At 46.3% G+C, this 21037-nt stretch carries 21 protein-coding genes; 15 read left to right on the top strand and 6 right to left on the bottom strand.

Annotation, left to right across the window (positions count from 1 at the left end; all coding sequences use genetic code 11):
* Positions 1–22: 22 nt before the first annotated feature.
* The 3 genes from EZE20_RS00880 to nadD are packed head-to-tail and all read left to right on the top strand — an operon-like array spanning position 23 to position 1458.
* Complete coding sequence (locus tag EZE20_RS00880) at positions 23–313, top strand: phosphohydrolase (protein WP_228713483.1); 291 nt, start codon at positions 23–25, stop codon at positions 311–313.
* A gap of 9 nt (positions 314–322) precedes the next feature.
* Positions 323–889 carry a guanylate kinase gene (gene gmk / locus EZE20_RS00875; protein ID WP_132113509.1) on the top strand — a complete coding sequence of 189 codons (567 nt, stop codon included), beginning with the start codon at positions 323–325 and terminating at the stop codon, positions 887–889.
* On the top strand, positions 886–1458 hold the full coding sequence (gene nadD, locus EZE20_RS00870; RefSeq protein WP_132113507.1) for a nicotinate (nicotinamide) nucleotide adenylyltransferase: 573 nt from the start codon (positions 886–888) through the stop codon (positions 1456–1458). The genes gmk and nadD overlap by 4 nt, the downstream gene beginning before the upstream one ends.
* 8 nt (positions 1459–1466) lie before the next feature.
* Here nadD and EZE20_RS00865 read toward each other — a convergent pair whose 3' ends face one another.
* Together EZE20_RS00865 and EZE20_RS00860 are read right to left on the bottom strand one after the other, a co-directional pair.
* Complete coding sequence (locus EZE20_RS00865) at positions 1467–1856, bottom strand: hypothetical protein (protein WP_132113505.1); 390 nt, start codon at positions 1854–1856, stop codon at positions 1467–1469.
* A 7-nt stretch (positions 1857–1863) separates the two neighbouring features.
* Entirely contained in the window at positions 1864–2880 is a 1017-nt protein-coding gene (locus EZE20_RS00860; RefSeq protein ID WP_132113503.1) for a M28 family peptidase, read from the bottom strand.
* Positions 2881–3042: 162 nt separating this feature from the next.
* Between EZE20_RS00860 and EZE20_RS00855 the strand changes: the two genes are divergently transcribed.
* The 8 genes from EZE20_RS00855 (at position 3043) to EZE20_RS00820 (ending at position 13113) form a co-directional block, all read left to right on the top strand.
* Entirely contained in the window at positions 3043–4389 is a 1347-nt protein-coding gene (locus tag EZE20_RS00855) for a sigma-54-dependent transcriptional regulator (RefSeq protein ID WP_132113501.1), read from the top strand.
* Between the two features lie 307 nt (positions 4390–4696).
* A complete protein-coding gene (locus EZE20_RS24610) occupies positions 4697–4777 on the top strand; it encodes a potassium-transporting ATPase subunit F (RefSeq protein WP_165933393.1) in 81 nt (26 codons plus the stop codon).
* Positions 4778–4782: 5 nt separating this feature from the next.
* On the top strand, positions 4783–6486 hold the full coding sequence (kdpA, locus tag EZE20_RS00845) for a potassium-transporting ATPase subunit KdpA (RefSeq protein WP_132113499.1): 1704 nt from the start codon (positions 4783–4785) through the stop codon (positions 6484–6486).
* A gap of 25 nt (positions 6487–6511) precedes the next feature.
* Entirely contained in the window at positions 6512–8536 is a 2025-nt protein-coding gene (gene kdpB / locus EZE20_RS00840; RefSeq protein WP_132113497.1) for a potassium-transporting ATPase subunit KdpB, read from the top strand.
* Between the two features lie 17 nt (positions 8537–8553).
* A complete protein-coding gene (locus EZE20_RS00835) occupies positions 8554–9120 on the top strand; it encodes a potassium-transporting ATPase subunit C (protein WP_132113495.1) in 567 nt (188 codons plus the stop codon).
* A 2-nt stretch (positions 9121–9122) separates the two neighbouring features.
* Entirely contained in the window at positions 9123–10220 is a 1098-nt protein-coding gene (locus EZE20_RS00830; RefSeq protein WP_132113493.1) for a porin, read from the top strand.
* A gap of 38 nt (positions 10221–10258) precedes the next feature.
* Entirely contained in the window at positions 10259–11383 is a 1125-nt protein-coding gene (locus EZE20_RS00825) for a sensor protein KdpD (RefSeq protein WP_132113491.1), read from the top strand.
* Positions 11383–13113: a sensor histidine kinase gene (locus tag EZE20_RS00820; RefSeq protein WP_132113489.1), complete on the top strand. Its 1731-nt coding sequence runs from the start codon at positions 11383–11385 to the stop codon at positions 13111–13113. Before EZE20_RS00825 ends, EZE20_RS00820 begins: the two co-directional genes overlap by 1 nt.
* 36 nt (positions 13114–13149) lie before the next feature.
* Here the strand turns inward: EZE20_RS00820 and EZE20_RS00815 are convergent, their stop codons facing one another.
* A complete protein-coding gene (locus EZE20_RS00815) occupies positions 13150–13797 on the bottom strand; it encodes a phosphoribosylanthranilate isomerase (protein ID WP_132113487.1) in 648 nt (215 codons plus the stop codon).
* Positions 13798–14361: 564 nt separating this feature from the next.
* Here EZE20_RS00815 and EZE20_RS00810 point away from each other — a divergent pair.
* Both EZE20_RS00810 and EZE20_RS00805 read left to right on the top strand, forming a co-directional pair.
* Positions 14362–14970 carry a TetR/AcrR family transcriptional regulator gene (locus tag EZE20_RS00810; RefSeq protein WP_132113485.1) on the top strand — a complete coding sequence of 203 codons (609 nt, stop codon included), beginning with the start codon at positions 14362–14364 and terminating at the stop codon, positions 14968–14970.
* Positions 14971–15108: 138 nt separating this feature from the next.
* Entirely contained in the window at positions 15109–16629 is a 1521-nt protein-coding gene (locus EZE20_RS00805) for a polysaccharide biosynthesis C-terminal domain-containing protein (protein WP_132113483.1), read from the top strand.
* A gap of 7 nt (positions 16630–16636) precedes the next feature.
* Here the strand turns inward: EZE20_RS00805 and EZE20_RS00800 are convergent, their stop codons facing one another.
* Positions 16637–17383, bottom strand: coding sequence for an ABC transporter ATP-binding protein (locus tag EZE20_RS00800; protein ID WP_132113481.1), 747 nt, complete (start codon positions 17381–17383; stop codon positions 16637–16639).
* A gap of 17 nt (positions 17384–17400) precedes the next feature.
* The gene (locus EZE20_RS00795) at positions 17401–18129 is read right to left on the bottom strand and encodes an MlaE family ABC transporter permease (protein WP_132113479.1); all 729 of its coding nucleotides are present in this window, start codon (positions 18127–18129) and stop codon (positions 17401–17403) included.
* 61 nt (positions 18130–18190) lie between these two features.
* Between EZE20_RS00795 and EZE20_RS00790 the strand changes: the two genes are divergently transcribed.
* Both EZE20_RS00790 and EZE20_RS00785 read left to right on the top strand, forming a co-directional pair.
* The gene (locus EZE20_RS00790) at positions 18191–18901 is read left to right on the top strand and encodes an SDR family oxidoreductase (protein ID WP_132113477.1); all 711 of its coding nucleotides are present in this window, start codon (positions 18191–18193) and stop codon (positions 18899–18901) included.
* Between the two features lie 79 nt (positions 18902–18980).
* Positions 18981–19889, top strand: a complete 909-nt coding sequence (locus EZE20_RS00785) for an ROK family protein (RefSeq protein WP_132113475.1) — start codon at positions 18981–18983, stop codon at positions 19887–19889.
* 106 nt (positions 19890–19995) lie between these two features.
* Here the strand turns inward: EZE20_RS00785 and murB are convergent, their stop codons facing one another.
* Complete coding sequence (murB, locus tag EZE20_RS00780; RefSeq protein WP_228713482.1) at positions 19996–21024, bottom strand: UDP-N-acetylmuramate dehydrogenase; 1029 nt, start codon at positions 21022–21024, stop codon at positions 19996–19998.
* Positions 21025–21037: the final 13 nt, after the last annotated feature.

Raw genomic sequence — 21037 nt, 5'->3', positions numbered from 1 at the left:
GTTTTACGAATACCCAACAGCGATGAATGTATCATCTAACACATCTGAGGCTGCCGGAGACAAGCAGGAACAGACCTTGAAGCATTACTGCGAGCATCATGCCGAGTGCATGAAAATGATTCAGGCAATACTGGATGGCGAAGCGAATGAGGCGGAAAAAGAACATTTCAGGCAGAATATGGACAAGTGTATGCCCTGTATTCAAACCTATCATCTTGAAAAGTGTATCAAAGAAACTCTCCACTCCAAAGTTGAAAGACGCCCCTGCCCCGAAAAACTTGTCGCGGCTATTAAAGCACAACTCTCTAATTGATCGGTTCTGGTGAAAGGAAAACTCATTATCTTTTCTGCACCCTCGGGTTCCGGTAAAACTACGATCGTCAGGCACCTGCTCGACACATTTCCAAACCAACTTGCTTTTTCTGTATCGGCCTGTACAAGATCCCGCCGCGAGTATGAGGTGGATGGGCACGACTACTACTTTTTGTCCGTTGCTGATTTTCGTGCGCACATAGCCAATAACGACTTTGCCGAGTGGGAGGAAGTCTACGCCGGAAATTATTACGGTACGCTCAAAAAAGAAATTGAACGACTGTGGTCCGAAGGAAAGCACGTATTGTTTGACGTGGACGTAAAAGGTGGCCTGAAACTCAAAGAGGCCTACGGAGAACAAGCCCTCGCCATTTTTGTGAAAGTCTCCTCGGAAGACGAAATCAAGCGGCGGCTCAACAGCCGGGGCACCGAAACCGACGAAACAATGGCTACGCGGCTGGCCAAAGTGCGGTATGAACTGAGCTTTGAACAGGAATTTGACGAAGTGCTTGTCAACGATGACCTTGCGCTTACGCTCCTGAAAGCAGAACAGCTCGTGAAGAATTTTGTCGCATGAAAATAGGCCTGTTTTTTGGTTCCTTCAACCCCATTCACATCGGGCATCTGATTATTGCCAATACTATGGCTACGGCCACAGACCTGGAACAGGTATGGTTTGTGGTGAGTCCGCAAAATCCTTTTAAGAAAAATAAAAGCCTGCTACACGAATTTGACCGCCTCGATATGGTCGAACGAGCTATTGCAGACAATGCCCGCCTCAAAGCAACCGACTTTGAATTTCATTTGCCCAAGCCTAGCTATACGATTGATACGCTGATCCGGTTGTTGGAAAAATATCCGCAACATGAGTTCAAACTCATTATGGGTGAGGATAATCTGGGACAGTTTCCTAATTGGAAAAATCATGAAAAGATTTTGGAATACGTAGGCTTGTACGTGTACCCTCGCCCGCATGCGGCTCCGCATGTGTTTCAGGATCACCCGCGTGTAACCTATGTTTCGGCTCCACTGCTTGATATTTCGGCGACGTATATTCGTGATGCGGTACGCCACGGCAGGTCGGTGCGCTACATGGTGCCGGAAGTTGTGGAAGAGATGATTATCCGAAAGAAGTTTTTTGTATAAACCTTTCTTTATTCCTGCGGCAAATCGTTCTGATAGGTAATTTCGGTAAGCAGACCGATTGCATTAAACCTCAGAATCACTTTTAAAGCCTCCGATTTTTTGGTAATATCCTCACACTGTGAGCCTTTTTCCAGAAAATACACGTAGTACTTCTGATTGCGTCCTCCCAGTTGATGAATGTCAGGTTTGCCCAGCATCGTGCCCACTTCATCGGCAAACTTGCCCATAAGCTGTGCCTGCTCGGCTTTGAAGCTTTCCACAAGGCCAGGCCGCACACCTTCGCACGCCCGCCGATCCTGCCGCCATTTAACCAAATCCAGCGAACCCAGTTTTTCAGGAGCAGAGGAGCAGGCGGTCAGTATAAAAAAAATAATTATTACTAAATACGTTGTCTTCATTGGTTTGTTAAATCACGGGCTGAGCCTCGTTGTAAAGTACCTGAATGAGCGTTTGCCCTACGGCTTTCAGCGTTGCCGGATCAATAGTGTCCATGTCGTCTTCGGTGGTGTGCCATTCTTTAAAAAACGTTTGGCTCAGATTATTGACCTGCATGTGAATAATATCAATCATCGGAAACTTGGCAATTTCATTAACCGGCACGTGGTCGTCCGTAATCGACGGCCCCTGTTGATCAATGAAATAGGTACTGTATCCCAATTGGCTCGCGGTAGTCCAGACATTCCGCACCACTTCGTTGGCATTTTTGGTGGAATAGCCCTCTTTCGGAAACGTAGCCCCTTTGGCGCCCACCATGTCCAGTAAAACTCCAAAGTAAGCCGTATAGTTTGGAATATGCCGATTGGCCGCCCAGTATTGCGAGCCCAAACAAAAACCTGCGTAGGCGTCGGTTGCGACGGCAGAGTTGCCCCAATCCTCCGCATCAAAAAATACCAGATCAACTCCCAGTGACAACTTTGTCGAATCCTGACTGAGCACCCGGGCTATTTCGAGCAGCACGCCTACACCGCTTGCGCCGTCGTTGGCGCCGGGCACGGGGCTATTCTTTTGCGTAGAATCTGCATCAGCAAACGGCCGCGAGTCCCAGTGCGAGGCAAGCATGATACGCTTGGAAGCCTGCGGATTATAGCTTCCTATGATATTTCGGGCGTTGAGTTTTTTGCCATCGTAGGTGGTGGCTGTAAACGGTTGTTCCGTAACCGTAAACCCGTATTTTTTTAGTGTTTCTACCAAGTAATTTCCGGTCTGTACGTGTGCCGCTGAGTTGGGTACGCGCGGCCCAAACGCTACCTGCCGGGCTACAAACGCATAGGCCGAGTCGGCATTGAAGTTCGGAGCGGGTGGCAGAGCGGCGGTTTGTTCAGTGGTGTTGTCGGATGAGTTCCTGGTTTGGCAGGAAAAGGTAAGACCAGCCATAAGCAGGAGGAGCGTCAGCGAGCGCAACAGGGGGCAGGAGTGTATCATGCTGTAAAGGTAAGGAGTAGTTTGCAGTTCCAAAAATAAACGCAATTGTGAAAGAATTGGCTTCAATGTTCGTGGATTAATCATCAGAAAGTTTGTCCCGCCCAACATTTCCCTGCCCTTCCCAAAACCACTACATTTGCGTAGGAACAGACAGAGAAAACGTTGAAAACGGTACTTATCATTGATGACGAGGAGAAGCTCAGAGCGCTGCTCACCCGGATAATCAGTCTGGAAGGCTTTGAGGTACTTGGGGCGGGCGACGGCAAAACGGGGCTCGCTATGTTGAAACAGGCAGATGTGGACGTTGTGCTTTGTGACGTAAAACTCCCCGACGCTAGTGGCGTCGAATTGGCGGCTACTATTAAGGAACGCTTTCCGCAGGTAGAAATCATCCTTCTGACGGCCTATGGCAATATTCCGGATAGTGTTCAGGCAATCAAAAATGGCGCTTTCGACTATATAACCAAAGGCGATGACAATAGTCGAATTATTCCTTTGCTCTATCGGGCTGTTGAAAAAGCCGCTTTGGCCAAGCGGGTTCGGCAGTTGGAAAAACAACTGGGCGAGCGGTATTCGTTTGCGCGGGTTGTCGGTCAGTCTGCTTCCTTGATGCAGGCCGTTGATTTGGCACGACGGGTGGCGCAAACCGACACGACGGTTCTTTTGACCGGAGAAACGGGAACCGGGAAGGAAGTTTTTGCTCAGGCGATTCATCAGGAAAGCGCTCGTCGTACCCATAATTTTGTGGCGATCAACTGCTCGGCGTTTGGGAAAGAAATGCTCGAAAGTGAGATGTTTGGCCACCGGGCCGGGGCCTTTACGGGTGCCATCAAAGACCATAAAGGGTTGTTTGACGAGGCAAATCGCGGGACTATCTTTCTGGATGAAATCGGAGAAATGGCGCTCGAACTGCAAGCCAAGTTGCTCCGTGTGCTGGAAACCGGGGAGTTTATCCGCATTGGCGAAAGTAAACCCACGCGGGTAGACGTCCGCATTCTGGCTGCTACGCACCGGGATCTCCGGCATGAAATTGAGGCCGGACATTTTCGGGAAGACCTCTTCTACCGCATTTCCGTTTTTCAGATCCGGCTGCCGGCCCTGCGCGAGCGCACCGAAGATGTAGCGCAGTTGGCTGCTCATTTTTTAGACCTGTTTTCTGCTAAAACCAATAAAAAAGTTACGGCTATTTCAGGGGATTTTTTAAAAGCCCTTCAAAACCATCCCTGGAATGGAAATATCCGCGAACTGAAAAATGTGATTGAGCGGGCCGTCATTCTTTCAAACAGCCCCGAACTTACGCCCGACCTTTTGCCGGTAGACATGCAGCCTGCCCTGGCGAGTGCGTCGGCACCCCGGCAACTTTCGGCTTTCGAACTGGCAAGTGCCGAAAAGATTCATATTCAAAAAGTCCTGAATTATACGCAGGGAAATAAAACCAAAACCGCCGAACTTCTCGGCATTGCGCTCACGACCCTGTATCGAAAACTGGCCGAGTATCGCCTGAGCTAGCAGAATCTGTACCCTTTCATTTTGCCAATACGACCCTTTCATTTTGAAAGGGTTTTTTGTTTGGTATAGGTAAGTTTTTTGTCGTAAATAATTAATAATCAAAGGGTTGAATTGAAACTTGAATTTGTGGCATAGCAATTACTTCTAGGTAAGAAACATCAAAAATTACGGCTATGACCTACGTACTCTATTTTCTTGGACTGCTGATTTTTCTCTTCCTGTTCAAGTGCATTGATTATTTCGAAAAAATCTGAGGGTGGAAACCACTTTCTGCAACCAATTTTTACTAAAAAATTCAAAAAACACCATGATGATCCTACTGCTGATTATTGCTCTGGCTGTCTTTGGCTACATGAGCTATGTATTAATTAATCCTGAAAAATTTTAGAAATCATGCCTACGGAAATACTCGGAATTTTATGTACCTACTTACTCGTATTAGCGGCGGCCATTCCTTTGGGAAGGTACATCGGCAAAGTTTTCAGCTACGAACCCACGCGGCTGGACGTACTTTTCAATCCCCTGGATCGTCTATTCTTTAAGTTGTCAGGTATTGACCCGCGCCTTCCCATGAGCTGGAAAGAGCACCTGCAAGCGCTTCTGACCATTAATTTGGTTTGGTTTACAGTCTCCCTGTTTGTCCTGACCAATATGGAATGGTTGCCGCTGAATCCTGACGGAAATCCCTCGATGTCGGCCGACCTTGCCTTCAACACGGCGGTAAGTTTTGTGACAAACACCAATCTGCAACACTATTCCGGTGAAAGTGGGCTGTCGTATTTTGGACAGCTCACACTCATGGTATGGCAATTTGTAAGTGCTGCTACGGGAATGGCTATTTGTTCAGTAGTTTTTTTAGCATTTAGCCCAAATACTACTACTCGCCTGGGAAATTTTTACAGCCTTTTGGTCCGGTCGGCTACGCGTATTCTGTTTCCACTGGCTTTTCTGGGAGCGGTAGTCCTGCTACTAAATGGCGTACCGATGACTTTCGAGGGAAAAGCAGCGGCTACAACTTTGGAAGGAGCAGTTCAGGAAATCAGTCGGGGCCCGGCTGCTGCATTTGTGCCTATCAAACAACTGGGAACGAATGGTGGAGGATACTATGGCACCAACTCAGCGCATCCCCTGGAAAATCCCAATTACCTCACTAATATGCTCGAAACTGCCTTCATTTTTCTGATTCCGATTGCCATGGTATTTGCCTTTGGATATGTAATTCGGAGAAAAAAACTGGCCTGGATGATCTACGGCGTAATGACTCTCGGTTTTTTGCTTTTGGTAATTCCTTCGGTTCTAAACGAATTGAAAGGTAATCCGGTGATTTCAACTCTTGGCATTGATCAACGTTTGGGGAGTTTTGAAGGAAAAGAAATCCGGGTTGGTGCTGCTTCATCGGCCTATTGGGCCATCAATACCACGGTTACGAGCAACGGCTCCGTCAATGCCATGCACGACAGCATGACGCCGCTCACGGGTATGTTTGCCATGGTAGGCATGATGGTCAACTGTTTCTACGGTGGAGTAGGGGTCGGCTTTCTGAATTTCTTTGTTTTCATCATTCTTGGCGTATTCATGGGCGGTCTCATGGTCGGTCGTACGCCCGAGTTTCTGGGCCGAAAAGTTGAGGCCCGTGAAGTAAAGATCGCCATGTGCATAGCATTGGTACACCCGCTTCTGATCCTTGGAGGCACTGCCCTGGCAAGTCATCTGTACGTGACCGATCCGGTCGAATATGCCGGTTGGCTCAACAATCCCGGCTTTCACGGATTCAGCGAAATGTTGTACGAATTTACCTCCGCAAGTGCCAACAACGGCAGTGGTTTTGAAGGACTTGGCGACAATACGCCTTTTTGGAATATAGCCTGTGGGCTTGTGATGCTGCTGGCGCGGTTTCTGCCCATCATTGGCCCGGTAGCGATTGCGGGATTGTTGATTTCCAAAAAATATATTCCTGAAAGTGCAGGAACATTAAAAACCGATACTGCCACTTTCGGACTGCTCGTATTTGCGGTCATTGTACTTGTAGCGGCTTTGTCCTTTTTCCCGGCGCTCACTTTGGGGCCACTAGCCGAATACTTTTCTCTTTACTACTAATTCGGATCCACTTCTTATTTTCCATATGAAATCCCAAAATTCATCTCTATTTCAAAAAGATCTGGTGCGTCAGGCGCTCCGGGAGTCTTTTATAAAACTTAATCCGAAGATCATATTTCGGAATCCCGTCATGTTTACGGTAGAAATCGGTACCGTTATTCTGTTTTTTGTCTGCATTTGGATAGCTGCGGGAGAGAATTCACAAGGCAGTTTAGGATATAATCTTGCCGTGTTTCTGATTCTGTTACTCACGCTGCTTTTTGCCAATTTTGCGGAGGCAATCGCCGAAGCCCGCGGCAAAGCGCAGGCAGATAGCCTGCGTAAAACCCGGGAAGAAACTCCGGCAAAACGAGTTGAAAAGGGTACTTCGTATACGACTGTTTCCTCTTCACAGCTTAGGAAAGGCGATGTGTTCCTGTGTGAAGCCGGAGATATAATTCCTTCCGACGGAGAAATTATAGAAGGCCTGGCCACGATTGACGAAAGTGCCATTACCGGCGAAAGTGCCCCGGTGATTCGGGAGGCCGGTGGCGACAAGAGTTCTGTAACAGGCGGAACTAAGGTGCTGTCTGACCGGATTCGGGTGTTGGTTACGACCGAGCCGGGTGAGAGCTTTCTGGATAAAATGATTGGCCTGGTAGAAGGCGCAAGCCGGCAAAAAACACCCAATGAAGTAGCGCTGACCATTCTGCTTGCCGGTTTTACGCTTGTCTTTATTCTGGTTACGGGTACCCTTGCGCCTTTTGCCGAGTATGTCAATTCTCCCGTAACCATTACGGCACTCATTTCGCTGTTTGTATGCCTGATTCCAACGACGATTGGCGGCTTGCTGTCGGCCATAGGCATTGCGGGAATGGACCGGGCGCTGCGTGCCAATGTGATTACCAAGAGCGGACGGGCGGTTGAAGTGGCGGGCGATATTGATGTTTTATTATTGGATAAAACCGGCACCATCACGATTGGCAACCGAAAAGCGACCCGCATTTTTGCGGCAAACGGAGTGGATGAAAAGCAATTTGCCCATAGCGTATTGTTGAGTTCCCTAAGCGACGAAACTCCCGAAGGCAAGTCTATTATTGAACTGGTGGGAGGTGTTCCGGCGAACCTGAAACTGGATAATTTCCGATTCATAAAATTTACTGCCGAAACCCGAAGTTCGGGTATTGATGTCGGACAAACGCGGATTCGGAAAGGGGCGGTGGATACCATTCGCACGCTGAGTGAAAAAGCTGGAAATCACTTTCCGGAAGAAATACACGAACAGGTTATCGCCATTTCTGCCAATGGCGGCACGCCGCTGGTAGTAGCCGAAAACGAGCGCGTCATTGGCGTAATCGAGCTTCAGGATATTATCAAACCAGGTATTCAGGAGCGATTTGAACGTCTGCGAAAAATGGGTATAAAAACAGTGATGGTAACGGGCGACAACCCGCTGACGGCCCGATATATTGCCGAAAAAGCGGGCGTTGACGATTTTATTGCCGAAGCCAAACCGGAGGATAAAATGAACTACATCAGGCACGAACAGGCGCAGGGGAGATTGGTAGCCATGATGGGCGACGGCACCAACGACGCCCCGGCCCTGGCTCAGGCCGATGTAGGAGTAGCCATGAACAGCGGAACGCAGGCGGCTAAGGAAGCCGGAAATATGGTAGATATGGACAACGATCCAACCAAATTGATTGAGATTGTAGAAATTGGCAAGCAGTTGCTCATGACCCGCGGCACGCTGACGACTTTCAGTATTGCCAACGACGTTGCCAAGTACTTTGCCATCATCCCGGCACTTTTTATGGTAGGCATTCCTTCCCTGCAAGGTCTGAACATCATGCAGCTCGCGAGTCCGGAAAGTGCTATACTTTCGGCAGTTATTTTCAATGCGCTCATTATTCCTTTTCTCATTCCGCTCGCGCTGAAAGGGGTAGCGTACAAGCCAATTGGTGCCAGCGCATTGCTGCGTCGAAATCTGCTTATTTATGGTTTGGGTGGACTCGTCGCTCCATTTATCGGAATCAAGCTTATTGATTCTGCCTTATCATTTATTTTTTAAACGAATTTTATAAACCAATGAAAACCAACATCTTACCTGCCATCAGACTCACGGCTGTGTGCGTTCTCTTTTTTGGAGTCTTTTATACATTAGCCGTATGGAGTGTTGCTCAGGTAGTTCCTGGCAAAGGAAAGGGACATACCCGTATCTATAATGGAAAAGTACAATACATGAACGTTGGTCAGGATTTTTCCGAAGACCGCTACTTTTGGTCACGCCCTTCGGCTACTGATTACAATGCGGCAGGATCGGGTGGGAGTAACCACGGCCCGTCAAATCCTGCGCATCTCAAAGAAGTAGAAGATCGAATCACGCATTTTCTTGACCATAACCCGGAAGTAAAGCGAGCTGATTTGCCTGCCGAATTGGTAACTGCTAGTGGCAGCGGACTGGATCCGCATCTGTCAGTAGCAGCGGCACAGATTCAGGTAAAGCGTATTGCAAAAGTTCGTCAGGTTTCGGAAGAAAATCTGCTGAAATTGATTGAAAAACACACCCAAAAACCATTGCTGGGATTTTTGGGCCCTGAGTATATTCATGCATTGGAACTGAATTATGAACTTGACATGCTGGAAAGCATATAGTAATGAAAAAACTATTGATATTTTTCGGGTTGTTCCTATGCGCAGGATTGAACTCCCGCAGCTGGGCGCAATCAGATTCTTTAAATACCGAGGCTCGTAAATTAACGGTCAGCGGCTATTTGGAAACCTACTATGTCTATGATTTCTCAAATCCTGAGAACCATACACGACCAGCGTTTCTGTATTCCTACAATCGGCACAATGAAGTAAACCTTAACCTTGGTTTTTTACAGGCCGAGGTACAAACTGAGCGCGTTCGGGGAAAGTTGGCGGTGATGGCTGGTACCTACGCCAATGCAAATTTGGCGGCTGAGGAAGGAGTACTCAAAAATGTGTTTGAAGCCAATGTAGGAGTTAAACTGTCGGCAAAAAAATCGCTGTGGCTCGATATGGGTATTTTTGCTTCACACATCGGTTTTGAAAGTGCCATTGGTGCCAACTGCTGGACGATGACCCGCAGCCTGATGGCCGAAAACTCGCCGTACTATTTGTCAGGAGCGAAACTTACGTATACCTCTGCCGACGGACAGTGGCTGTTGAGCGGACTTGTGTTAAATGGCTGGCAGCGAATTCAGCGCCAACCGGGCAATCAGTCACCAGCCTTCGGGCATCAGGTCAGCTGGACGCCAACCGACCGCCTGCTGATCAACAGCAGCTCATTTGTCGGGAATGACTACCCTGAGTCTGAGCGTAGAATGCGCTATTTTCATAATCTTTATGCCCAACTTCAACTTCATCAGAAATTTGGTCTTATCCTTGGTTTTGATATAGGAATTGAACAAAAGTTCAAAGGAAGCGCAGCGTACAATCCGTGGTATGCACCCATTATGATGGCTCGTTTTACGCCTTCCGGTATTGTGTCGGTTGGTGCTCGTGCAGAGTATTTTGCTGATAAGAATGGGGTTATCATAGCAACCAATACGCCCAATGGATTTCAGACGTTTGGGTATTCAGTGAATCTTGATGTGCACATCAGCCAGGAAGTTTTGTGGCGGGTAGAAGGCAGAACCTTTTCCAGTAGAGATGCGCTGTTTACTTATAAAAATGCGCCATCTTCTACAAACGCCTTTGTGGGTACATCGCTTTCGCTTCGCTTTTAGTCCAAAGCACCTTAGTTACATGCACAAATAACTCTTGTATGGAAGAAACAAGACGCTCTGCTGAAGAATTTCTCGATTTAATCAAAAAGTCGCGTCGGGGAAAATTCAAAATCTACATTGGGATGAGTGCGGGCGTGGGAAAAACCTTCCGGATGTTGCAGGAAGCCCATACATTACTAAAAAATGGGATTGATGTAAAACTGGGTTATATCGAAACACACAATCGAAAAGAAACTCAGGAGTTGGTAGAGGGCTTGCCGGTTGTGCCCCGACGAAAGTTGTTTTACCGCGGCAAAGAGCTGGAAGAAATGGATGTGCAGGCGATCATCAATCTTCGACCCGAGGTAGTGATCGTAGATGAATTGGCCCATACCAACACCGAAGGGAGCAAGAATGAAAAACGATGGCAGGATGTTTTGGATATTCTGGAAGCAGGTATAAACGTAATTTCGGCCGTAAATATCCAGCATATTGAGAGCCTAAACGAGGAAGTAAAGCGCATCACCGGCATTGAAGTGCGGGAGCGCATTCCTGACAGCGTGCTTGCGCAGGCAGACGAAGTAGTTAACATTGACCTCACGGCCGATGAACTGATCAATCGGTTGCGGGAAGGGAAAATTTATTCGGCTGATAAAATTGAACTCGCGCTGACTAATTTTTTTCGAAAGGAGCCAATCTTACAACTGCGCGAACTGGCGCTGAAAGAAGTAGCATCACAGGTAGAAAGAAAGGTAGAACAGGAAATCAGCCATTCCAAAGCGGTGCGGCACGAGCGTTTTATGGCTTGTATAAGCAGTAATGAAAAAACTGCCCGGGTGGTGATTCGGAAAACTGCCCGGCTTGCCAATTATTACAACAGTAAATGGTACGTACTCTATGTGCAGATTCCCGGTGAAAGTGCCGACCGGATTCCGTTGGACAAGCAGCGGCATTTGATTAATAATTTTAAATTGGCCACCGAGCTGGGGGCAGAAATAATCAAGGTGAAAAATTCACGAGTATCGGCGGCTATTATTGAACAGGCTGAACTACGAAAAATAACTACGATTTGTGTTGGCAAGCCGCACCTCAATTTGATTCGGGTGATTTTGGCTACCAATGTTTTTAATCAGCTGTTGAAAAAACTATCCATGAGCGAAATAGACTTAGTTATTCTGTCCTGATGAAAATAAAAACCAAATTAACTCTGGGGGTCGGGCTGCTCTTTATCCTGATTGTTCTGCTTGGTGGTGTGGGAACTCGCTACATTCAGGCGCTCAAATCGGATGCGGAAAATATCCTGAAAGCCAATTATAACTCCCTGGAATATAGCCGAAACATGCTTCTGAGTCTGGAAAACAGCAAGGATCGTTCGCTCATGGGTTTTGACTCCAACCTTATTCGGCAGGAGAATAATCTGACCGAAATCCGGGAGAAAGAAGTAACGAGGCAGGTTCGGGAAGCATTCGTTCGACTTCAAAAAAACCGGAACGATAGCCTGGCCAAAGTCACCTTGCGGGCCGGACTTTTCAAGATTATGGAAATGAACATGCAGGCCATTCAGCAGAAAAGCGAATTGGCAGGTGAGCGGGCCGAAAAAGCCGTATTTTGGATCGCTCTAACGGCCACGCTTTGCTTTTTTACTGCGTTTGTGTTGCTCATCAATTTGCCTTCCCAAATTGCCGACCCGATACGAGAGCTTTCACAGAGTATTCAGCAAATTGCTGCGGGAAACTACCACGAACGGCTGCATTTTGAGAGCCATGATGAATTTGGTGAACTCGCTCAGTCTTTTAACACAATGGCCGAAAAGCTGGAAGAATACAAAGACAGCAATGTGGCGCGGCTGCATATGGAAAAAAAACGGATTGAGACGTTGATCAGCAACATGTCCGATCCGGTAATTGGACTGGATGAAAGTTTAAAAGTGATTTTTGCCAATGATAAAGCGCTGGATATTCTCGGCCTGTCGTCTTCCGAATTGCTTGGGCATCAAACTCGTGAGCTGGCACTTCGGAATGATTTGGTTCGAAGATTGATAGAAGACCTGCTTACTTCTGCTGAGCAATCGTCGGATGCTGCGTCTGAATCCATCAAGATTTATGCGAATCATCAGGAAAGTTATTTTGAAAAGGATACGCACCCCATTTCTATTGTTCCGCCCGGCGAAACAGCCACGCGACTCATCGGACACGTAATTATCCTACGCAATGTAACGGCCTACAAGGAACTGGATTTTGCGAAAACAAGCTTCATCGCAACGGTTTCCCATGAATTTAAAACGCCAATTTCGTCGGTAAAAATGAGTGTGCAATTATTGGAAAATGAACAGATCGGCCCATTGAACAGCGAACAGCGGAATCTGCTGAGTGGTATTCGGCAAGATGCTGACCGGCTATTGAAAATTACCTCCGAGTTATTAAATATTACTCAAATTGAAAGCGGAAATATAAAAATTATACCAACGTCAACGGATGCCGGAGTCCTCGTTGCCGATGCCGTGCAAGCCGTCAAAACGCAGGCCGCTCAAAAACGTATTACGTTTGAATTTTCCATACCCGACGAGTTGCCCTACGCAGAGGTAGACGTTGAAAAAACAACCTGGGTATTAACTAATCTCCTATCCAACGCAATTCGGTACTCCTACGACGGATCGGTAATTTATGTGTCGCTGGTTTACATAAAAGGATTCATTCAAATTGCGGTGAAAGATACCGGGCAGGGCATTGCTCCTCAATATATCGACAAACTATTTAATCGGTACTTTCGGGTGCCGGGCTCCAAAAAAGAGGGGACCGGGCTGGGGCTTGCCATCAGCAAAGAGTTTATCGAAGCGCAGGGAGGCCAAATTTTGGTAGAAACTGACTTCGGTACCGGAAGTACATTTACGATTACTTTGCCAGCGATTGCCTAGTTTTATTTATTCATGTCGTAGAAATTGTATGATATTTCAGGAAAGAGCTTCAAAAAAATCTTTTAATTTTTGTTCATCAAGTCTTCCGTTCGTTCGAACGCTACTACAAAGATCAATGCCAAAAGGCTGCACGGTTTCAATAGCTTTTTTTACGTTATCCTTGTTTAATCCACCAGCAAGAAACAATGGGATTGAAATTGCGTCCCGAATTTTTCTGCTCAACTCCCAGTTGTGGGTTCGCCCGGTTCCGCCCAATTCTTTTATAGACAAATTGGGATTTCCACTATCGAGCAAAATGGCGTCTGCAAACCTTGATACTTCAATGGCTTCTTGTACCGAACGCTCATCAAGTACATGAATTACCTGTACTAATTTTACCTGTGGCAGTTGGGTTCGCAGCATCTCATAGTCTCTTTCTTCGAGTGCGTCCACAATCTGAATCGTGGTAGTATAAACGCGTTTGAAATGATTGATTATTTCGAGTGGCTTTGTTTCGCTGGTCAATAAAAATGTAGCAATGGGCGGTGGAACAATCCTCGCAATATCATGGATCAGATCGTCTTCAATTATTCCCGGCCCACTGGGCATATGGCCAACGAGTCCCAGGGCTGCTGCACCATAGTTGATGGCCATTTTTGCTTCATTGATACTGCTGATGCAGCAAATTTTTACTCTTGGTCGCATTATGGATTAGCTTGATTTTTGGGTAAAAGTAGGCATAAGTTCTTTTTTTAACAGGTACCTTTACATGCATATGGCTTGAACGAATGCAGATTCTTCGGTAAGCTATTCAGAAAAAGAGTAGTTGGGTTAAACGAAATTGCTTCATTGAAGTTTACAATTAAATATTTTTTTTATCTTAATTTTCTGATCTTCTGTCGTCAATCGTGTTCATTCCGTTTTTTAAATAATTGTTTATCAGTATTTTATAATAGAATACTCTTTGGTCAATTTTCCTGAGGTTAAAAACCCTAAGTTTCTTTAGTAACTTATTTTGAAAATAAAATTGGTGCCGAAATCTTTTTTTGTATATTCGTCACCGAAATATCAATATACTCTACATATACTCCGCACCAGCGCTTTCAATTATACAGGGTTACATATTTACGTACTCAGCAATTTTGAATTCACCGTTTATATGCGTTCTCAATTAGGTTTGAGACACGAGAAAAAGTTACACATTGTAGTATAAGTCCTCATTCTGTGCATTTTATTTTTTTACTATACACTCCTAAATAACCCCGCTAAATGGCTACACAAGCAAAAGTAAAGAAGCGCGATCGTGAGCGCACCAAAGGTAAAATTCTGAAGGCAGTAGGCGAAGTGATTGAGCAATACGGCACCGAGAAAGTTGGTGTGAACCTCATTGCTCGTCAGGCAGGCGTTAACAAGGTTCTGATTTACAGATACTTTGGTGGCGTAGATGGCCTGATGGAACAGTTTGTCAAAACCGGTCAGTATACGACAACTTCCAGCCTGGAATTTATCGAAAATCTACCAACACCTGCACCCGAAGATCGGGGTAAAGTGTGGACTGACATCATGAAAACCAACCTGAAAGACCTTCGGGAGCGTAAAGCAACCCGGGATCTGATTCGTTGGGAAATCGGCGCAGGAAAACCCGTGCTTTCTGATGCCCGCAATGATGTGGGAAACAAAATGTCGGAAAAAATCGGACAAATCCCAGGCTATCCTGACACAGAGGCGCTCATAGCAATTCTAATTGGCGGGATTTACCATTTGACAGTTTCAGCCGATTATCGCGATAAAATCATGGCGATTGACCTGCAATCCGAAGAAGGATGGAGCCGGATCGAAAAAACATTGGTAGACATTATTGCTGCACTCGATAAATAATCGATTGAGAAAGTTACTTCCGGGGTCCTTTTTCGTTTCGGCGGAAAAGGACTTTTTTTGTGCAAACCCTACCCAAAGAAGTATATTTGCTGCCCGCTTCGGTGGATGAAGAAAAGCAATCAAGAACCCTGAATTAGTATGAGTGTGTTGAAAAAACTGGCTGGCGAAACCGCAACTTACGGCGTCAGTACCATGTTGGGCCGATTATTGAATTACCTGCTTGTTATTTTACACACCCAACTCTTTGTTCCAGCGGAGTTGGCTGTACAAGTGCAGCTCTACACCTACGCCGGGTTATCCTTTGTGCTGTATACCTTTGGCATGGAAACGGCTTTTTTCCGATTTGCCCAAAAAGAAACCGACCGTACTCACTATTACAACCTCATCATGAGCGCCGTTGTGCTCGTTAGTGTGGTCTTTTCGGGAAGTATTCTGCTTTTTGCGGAGCCTATCGCCCGCTTTATTCAATATCCCGAAGAAGTGCGGTTAGTACGCTGGATGGCGATTATTATGGCTACCGACAGCATCGTGGCAATTCCCTTTGCGCGGCTCCGACTGGAAAAGAAAGCGAAAAAATTTGTTCGTATTCGGGTCGTTAATATTCTGTTGAATATTGGCCTGAATATTTTCTTTCTTGTTATATGTCAGGATATTATTGACGGGAAATATCTGACCGTTTTTCAGCCCGTGGTTTCCCTGTTTTATAATCCGGCAATTGCCCCCGCCTACATCATAATGGCTAACCTCGTGGCCAACTTAACCTTCTTCTGGTTTTTACGGCAGGAAATCCGGGACTTCACATTTCTCTGGAATCTTTCGATTTTCAAGCCTGTGTGGGTATATGCTTTCCCGATCATGGTCATGAATATTGCCGGAGCCACCAATCTGCTCTTCGACCGAATGTTTCTGCAATATCTACTGCCGGAGAATTTTTATGCCGGACGAACCACCAAAGACGCAATCGGGATTTATGGGCAGGCCTTTAAGCTTTCTATCTTTATGAATTTGTCAATTCAGGCATTCAAGTACGCTGCTGAACCTTTTTTCTTTTCCAAAGCCGAAGACAAAAATGCACCGGCCGTTTTTGCACAAATTATGAAGTGGTTTATCATCGTGTGCGTGCTGATGTGGGTCGGCATTTGCCTGAACCTTGATCTGCTGGCGACACTATTTTTGAGAAAGAAAATTTACCACGAAGGACTCATCGTAGTCCCCTGGCTGCTGCTCGGATTTTTGTTTCTGGGAGTTTACTATAACCTCGCTGCCTGGTTTAAGCTGACCGATAAAACGCACTATGGCACCTATTTGACCCTGACGGGTGCTTCAACCACAGCTTTGCTAAATATCCTGCTTGTGCCGCATTTGGGCTATTTTGGGTGTGCTTTGGCTTTTGCCGGTTCGGGTAGTTTAATGGCCGGGCTGTGTTATTATTTTGGACAAAAGTTTTACCCGGTTCCCTACAACCTGAGTTCGGCTTTGGGCTACATTGGCGTAGGCGGGCTATTTATTTATGCGGCGTCCTGGATCGTCCTGCCCGATTTCTGGCAAACCTTCGTAGTTAAAGCGCTCTTGTTTCTGGTCTTTATCATAACCACACTTCTGATTGAACGGCAGACGCTGCCGCCGCAACTGAGGCGCTATTTGGGTGCATCTGCCTGAAAATTATCTAGGAGCGAAGGTCACGGAGTAGTTTATTGGCAAAAATAAATTCATTCAATTCTGCCACATCCGAATGCATCAGCGTTTGGTTGTCGCCTTCCCACAGTTTGTGACCGCTGTGCAGAAAAATGATATTCTCGCCAATTTCCATCACCGAATTCATGTCGTGAGTAATCACGAGAGTAGTAATGTTATATTCCTGCGTGATTTCTTTAATTAACTCATCAATCTTGACGGCCGTCAGCGGGTCAAGGCCGGAGTTAGGTTCGTCACAGAAAAGGTACTTTGGATTCATGACGATGGCCCGGGCAATGCCCACCCTTTTTTTCATCCCTCCGCTTATTTCCGAGGGCATTCGTTTGCCGGTTCCTTCAAGCCCTACCCGCTGCAGGCAAAACTCCACGCGCTCCCGCTTATCGGCTTCGGACATGGTCGTGAGCATATCGAGCGGAAATTGAATGTTTTGATGGACGGTCTGTGAATCAAACAAAGCTCCACCCTGAAATAGTACCCCCATTTCCCGCCGGATCGATTGCTGAACTTCAAGGCTGCTATTATAAAAATCGCGGTCGTTGTAGAGAATCGCCCCTTCGTCGGGCTTAATCAGGCCAATGATACATTTCAGAAGTACACTTTTACCCGTACCGCTTCCACCAATAATGAGATTGGTTTCTCCTTGCCGGAGAATGCAGCTTACTCCTTTCAGAACTTCTTTATCGCCAAACGATTTGACAATGTTTTTTATCTCAATCATAAAATTGTGGAAATAGCTTACAGGAATAATTGAGCTAAAAGATAGTCCGCAACCAAAATAGCGATACAGCTATTGGTAACTGCCTGTGTACTAGCCTGCCCAACTTCGAGGGCACCTCCTTTGGTAAAATAGCCCTGATAAGAAGAAATAGTAGAAATAAGAAAACCAAACACGAAAGGTTTGACGCACATGAAGAAGATATTGTAGGGCACAAACGAATCCCGAATTCCATATACATAGTCGCGCGGGGTAATTACGCCCGTTAGGGTACCAGCCAGATAGCCGCCCAAAATACCTAAAAATGCCGCTAAAATTACGAGCATAGGAAAGGTAAACATAGCGGCCAATACTTTGGGAAGTACCAGATACGAAGCCGAATTGATTCCCATAACTTCGAGTGCGTCTACCTGCTCAGTAATCCGCATGGTGCCTAGCTCGCCCGCAATGTTGGACCCTACCTTGCCAGCCAGCACAATGCAGGTGATGGTGGGAGCCAATTCCAGGATTTCCATATCCCGCACAATGAGTGCAACCGTCGAAACCGGAATCAGCGGACTTACGAGATTATAGGCCGTTTGGATGCAGGATACAGCTCCAATGAATGTAGAAACAATGGCGACAATGAAAACTGAATTTACACCAACTCCGACACACTCCTCCATAAAACGGCGCCAGTACACGTTCAGTTTTTCTCTTCGTGTAAAGAGGGTTCCCAAAAAAATAAAGTATTTTCCTATAATAGCCATGGTATCTGAACTGTATTCGATAATTTCGGGAAATTTAGAAAAAATTGACCCAAAGTAAAAAATGAATCCTCTTGTTGTAGTCACCGGTGGAACCAAAGGAATAGGCAGAGCCACCGTTTTACGTTTTTTATCAGGTGGCTATGATGTGATCACCTGCTCGCGCAGCAATCAGAATCTGGCTGAGCTTCAAGCATTTGTTCAGGAAAATTATTCCGGAGTAACGCTGTATACCTGTTCAGCGGATCTTTCTCAACGTACTGAAACCGAGAGATTTATTGAGTACGTTCTGGGGTTTCAGCGTGCGGTGGATATTCTGGTAAACAATACCGGGATTTTTATTCCGGGTCAGCTTCACAAAGAACCCGAAGGAATACTCGAACGTTCCATAGAAACGAATGTTTACAGCGCCTATCACATAACAAGAGGGCTTTTGCCAACAATGATTAGCCGCAGGCAGGGCCATATTTTCATGATTTGTTCTACGGCCAGCATTATGGCCTATCCAAATGGCGGGTCGTATAGTATTTCCAAGTTTGCACTTTATGGCATGACCAAAGTGTTTCGCGAAGAATTGAAACCGCATGGCGTTAAGGTAACAGCGATTTTGCCGGGAGCAACGTATACCGACAGTTGGGCAGGCACCGATTTGCCCGAGACCCGGTTTATGAAAGCCGAAGATATTGCCGAAAATATCTGGTCGGCAGCCCATTTATCAGCCTCCGCCGTGATAGAAGATCTGATAATTCGCCCACAACTGGGGGATATTATCTAAATTTATGCAGATTGCAGGAGAAATGATTAACTTTCCGTTCTAAAATAAAACATTCTTTACTTCTCTTTTCATACATTTCATGGAACAGTACCTCGGCATAGACGTAGGCGGTACCAACGTAAAAATGGGACTCGTGGACGCTACTGATGGAAGAATCTCCAACTTTTACAGCCACGATACTGCCAGTTGGCGCAGTTCTGGCCATTTTGTTGACCGTCTGGGTGATGCCATCGCTCTTCAACTCATTGAACATCCGCAGATTAAACGCATCGGAATTGGCGTTCCCGGGCTTATTACCCGCGATCGTACCACGCTGATCGAAATAACGGCGATTCCTGAAATAGATGGGACACCCGTTATTCCGGATCTGAACGCCCGTTTTCCCAATCATACGTTTTTTCTGGAAAACGATGCCAACGCCGCTGCTTTGGGAGAATATTATTTTGGAGAAGAAAAACTACCGGAAGACTATATTTTTGTTACTCTCGGAACGGGTGTTGGGGGTGCAGCGATCATCGACAAGAAGGTGTTTAAAGGTGGAAGCGGCAACGCTATGGAGCCCGGCCATATTCCTTCTAAGCATGGAAAGGTGCTTGAACGAAACATCGGCAAAGTAGAGTTGCTCAATTTGGCAAACGACATGCGCGAAGGATTTACCGGTGAAACAACTCTCCCGGCAGATGGCACGATTTCTACCACGGGGCTCGTGGCGGCGGCTGCCGAAGGTGACGAACTTGCGCTTCTGATTTTTGATGAAGTAGGCACGATGCTCGGCGATGGACTCGTAGCGATGATCCGTATTCTTGATATTTCTACGGTATTGATAGGCGGCGGACTTTCTGCTTCCTTTGATTTTATCATGCCCGCCGTAACGCGGCAATTGGAGTATTGGCTCACGCCCTATTACCTGAAAAATCTCGTGGTAAAAAGAGCCACGCTCGCCAATGATGCAGGACTATTGGGCGCCGCTTCGTTGTGTTTTGAGTAGTTGTGTGAAATTTTCGTATAAATTTTTATAGCTCAAAAGCTACTTGCTGGCAGCTATTTTTAAGCAGGAAGATTCCATCGTTAATGGCTTCCTGCTTTTTTGTTTTCTAAATCACATTTACTTCCGGATTTAGCAGAATGCCGAATGTATCGCAAACGGAGGCTTGAATTTGGCGCGATAGTGCCAAAATTTGTTCTCCGTGGCCATCTCCATAGTGAACCAACACCAATGCCTGCCGGGCATGCACACCCACCGGGCCTTCTCTGAAACCTTTCCAGCCTGCCTGTTCAATGAGCCATCCTGCCGGAACTTTGATTTGATTCGGGCTCGTCGGATAGCCCGGAAGGGTAGGGAACCGCTCTTTTAGGGCAGTAAAATGTTCATTTGGGATTTCCGGATTTTTGAAAAAACTTCCGGCATTCCCAAGCTCTTTGGGATCGGGAAGCTTGCTTTGACGAATTTTACAAACGGCCGCACTTAATGCTTTCAATGAAAGCTCCTTCACCTGCATTTCTTCCAGCGTTTGCTGAATGTCCCCGTAGCTTACCCGAAACTCCGGTTTTTTTGATAGGCGAAAGGTAACAGCCGTGATGATAAACTGATCTTTCAGGCTTCGTTTAAATACACTTTCCCGATAGCCAAAGGCGCATTCTTCGGCTGAAAATTTTCTGAGCTGCCCGGTTTTTATTTCTACGGCTTCCAAATGCTCAAAGACATCTTTTATTTCAACCCCATACGCACCAATATTTTGCATGGGCGCAGCCCCAACAGTTCCGGGAATTAACGACAAATTTTCAACACCTGCATAGCCATTTTCAACACAGTGCATCACAAATGCATGCCAGTTTACGCCCGCCCCGCTTCGTACCACTACATGCCCGGATTCCTCGGCCACTACTTCAATTCCTTTGATTTCTATATGAATCACAAGCGCATCAACATCCGCAGTTAGCAAAACATTGCTTCCCCCTCCCAAAATCAGCTTTGGAACAGAGGACCATTCGGGAGAATTAAGCAGCGCCCGGAGCTCGTCTATGGAAAATATAGAAATAAAATAGCGGGCTTTTACATCAAACCCGAAGGTATTGTAAGGAAGAAGCGAGATGTTTTCCTGAATCAGCATAGTTACGTACATTGAAAAACAAAGG

This window comes from Arundinibacter roseus, assembly GCF_004348825.1.
Lineage (GTDB): Bacteria > Bacteroidota > Bacteroidia > Cytophagales > Spirosomataceae > Arundinibacter > Arundinibacter roseus.
This window is presented reverse-complemented; position numbering and strand designations above follow the sequence as displayed.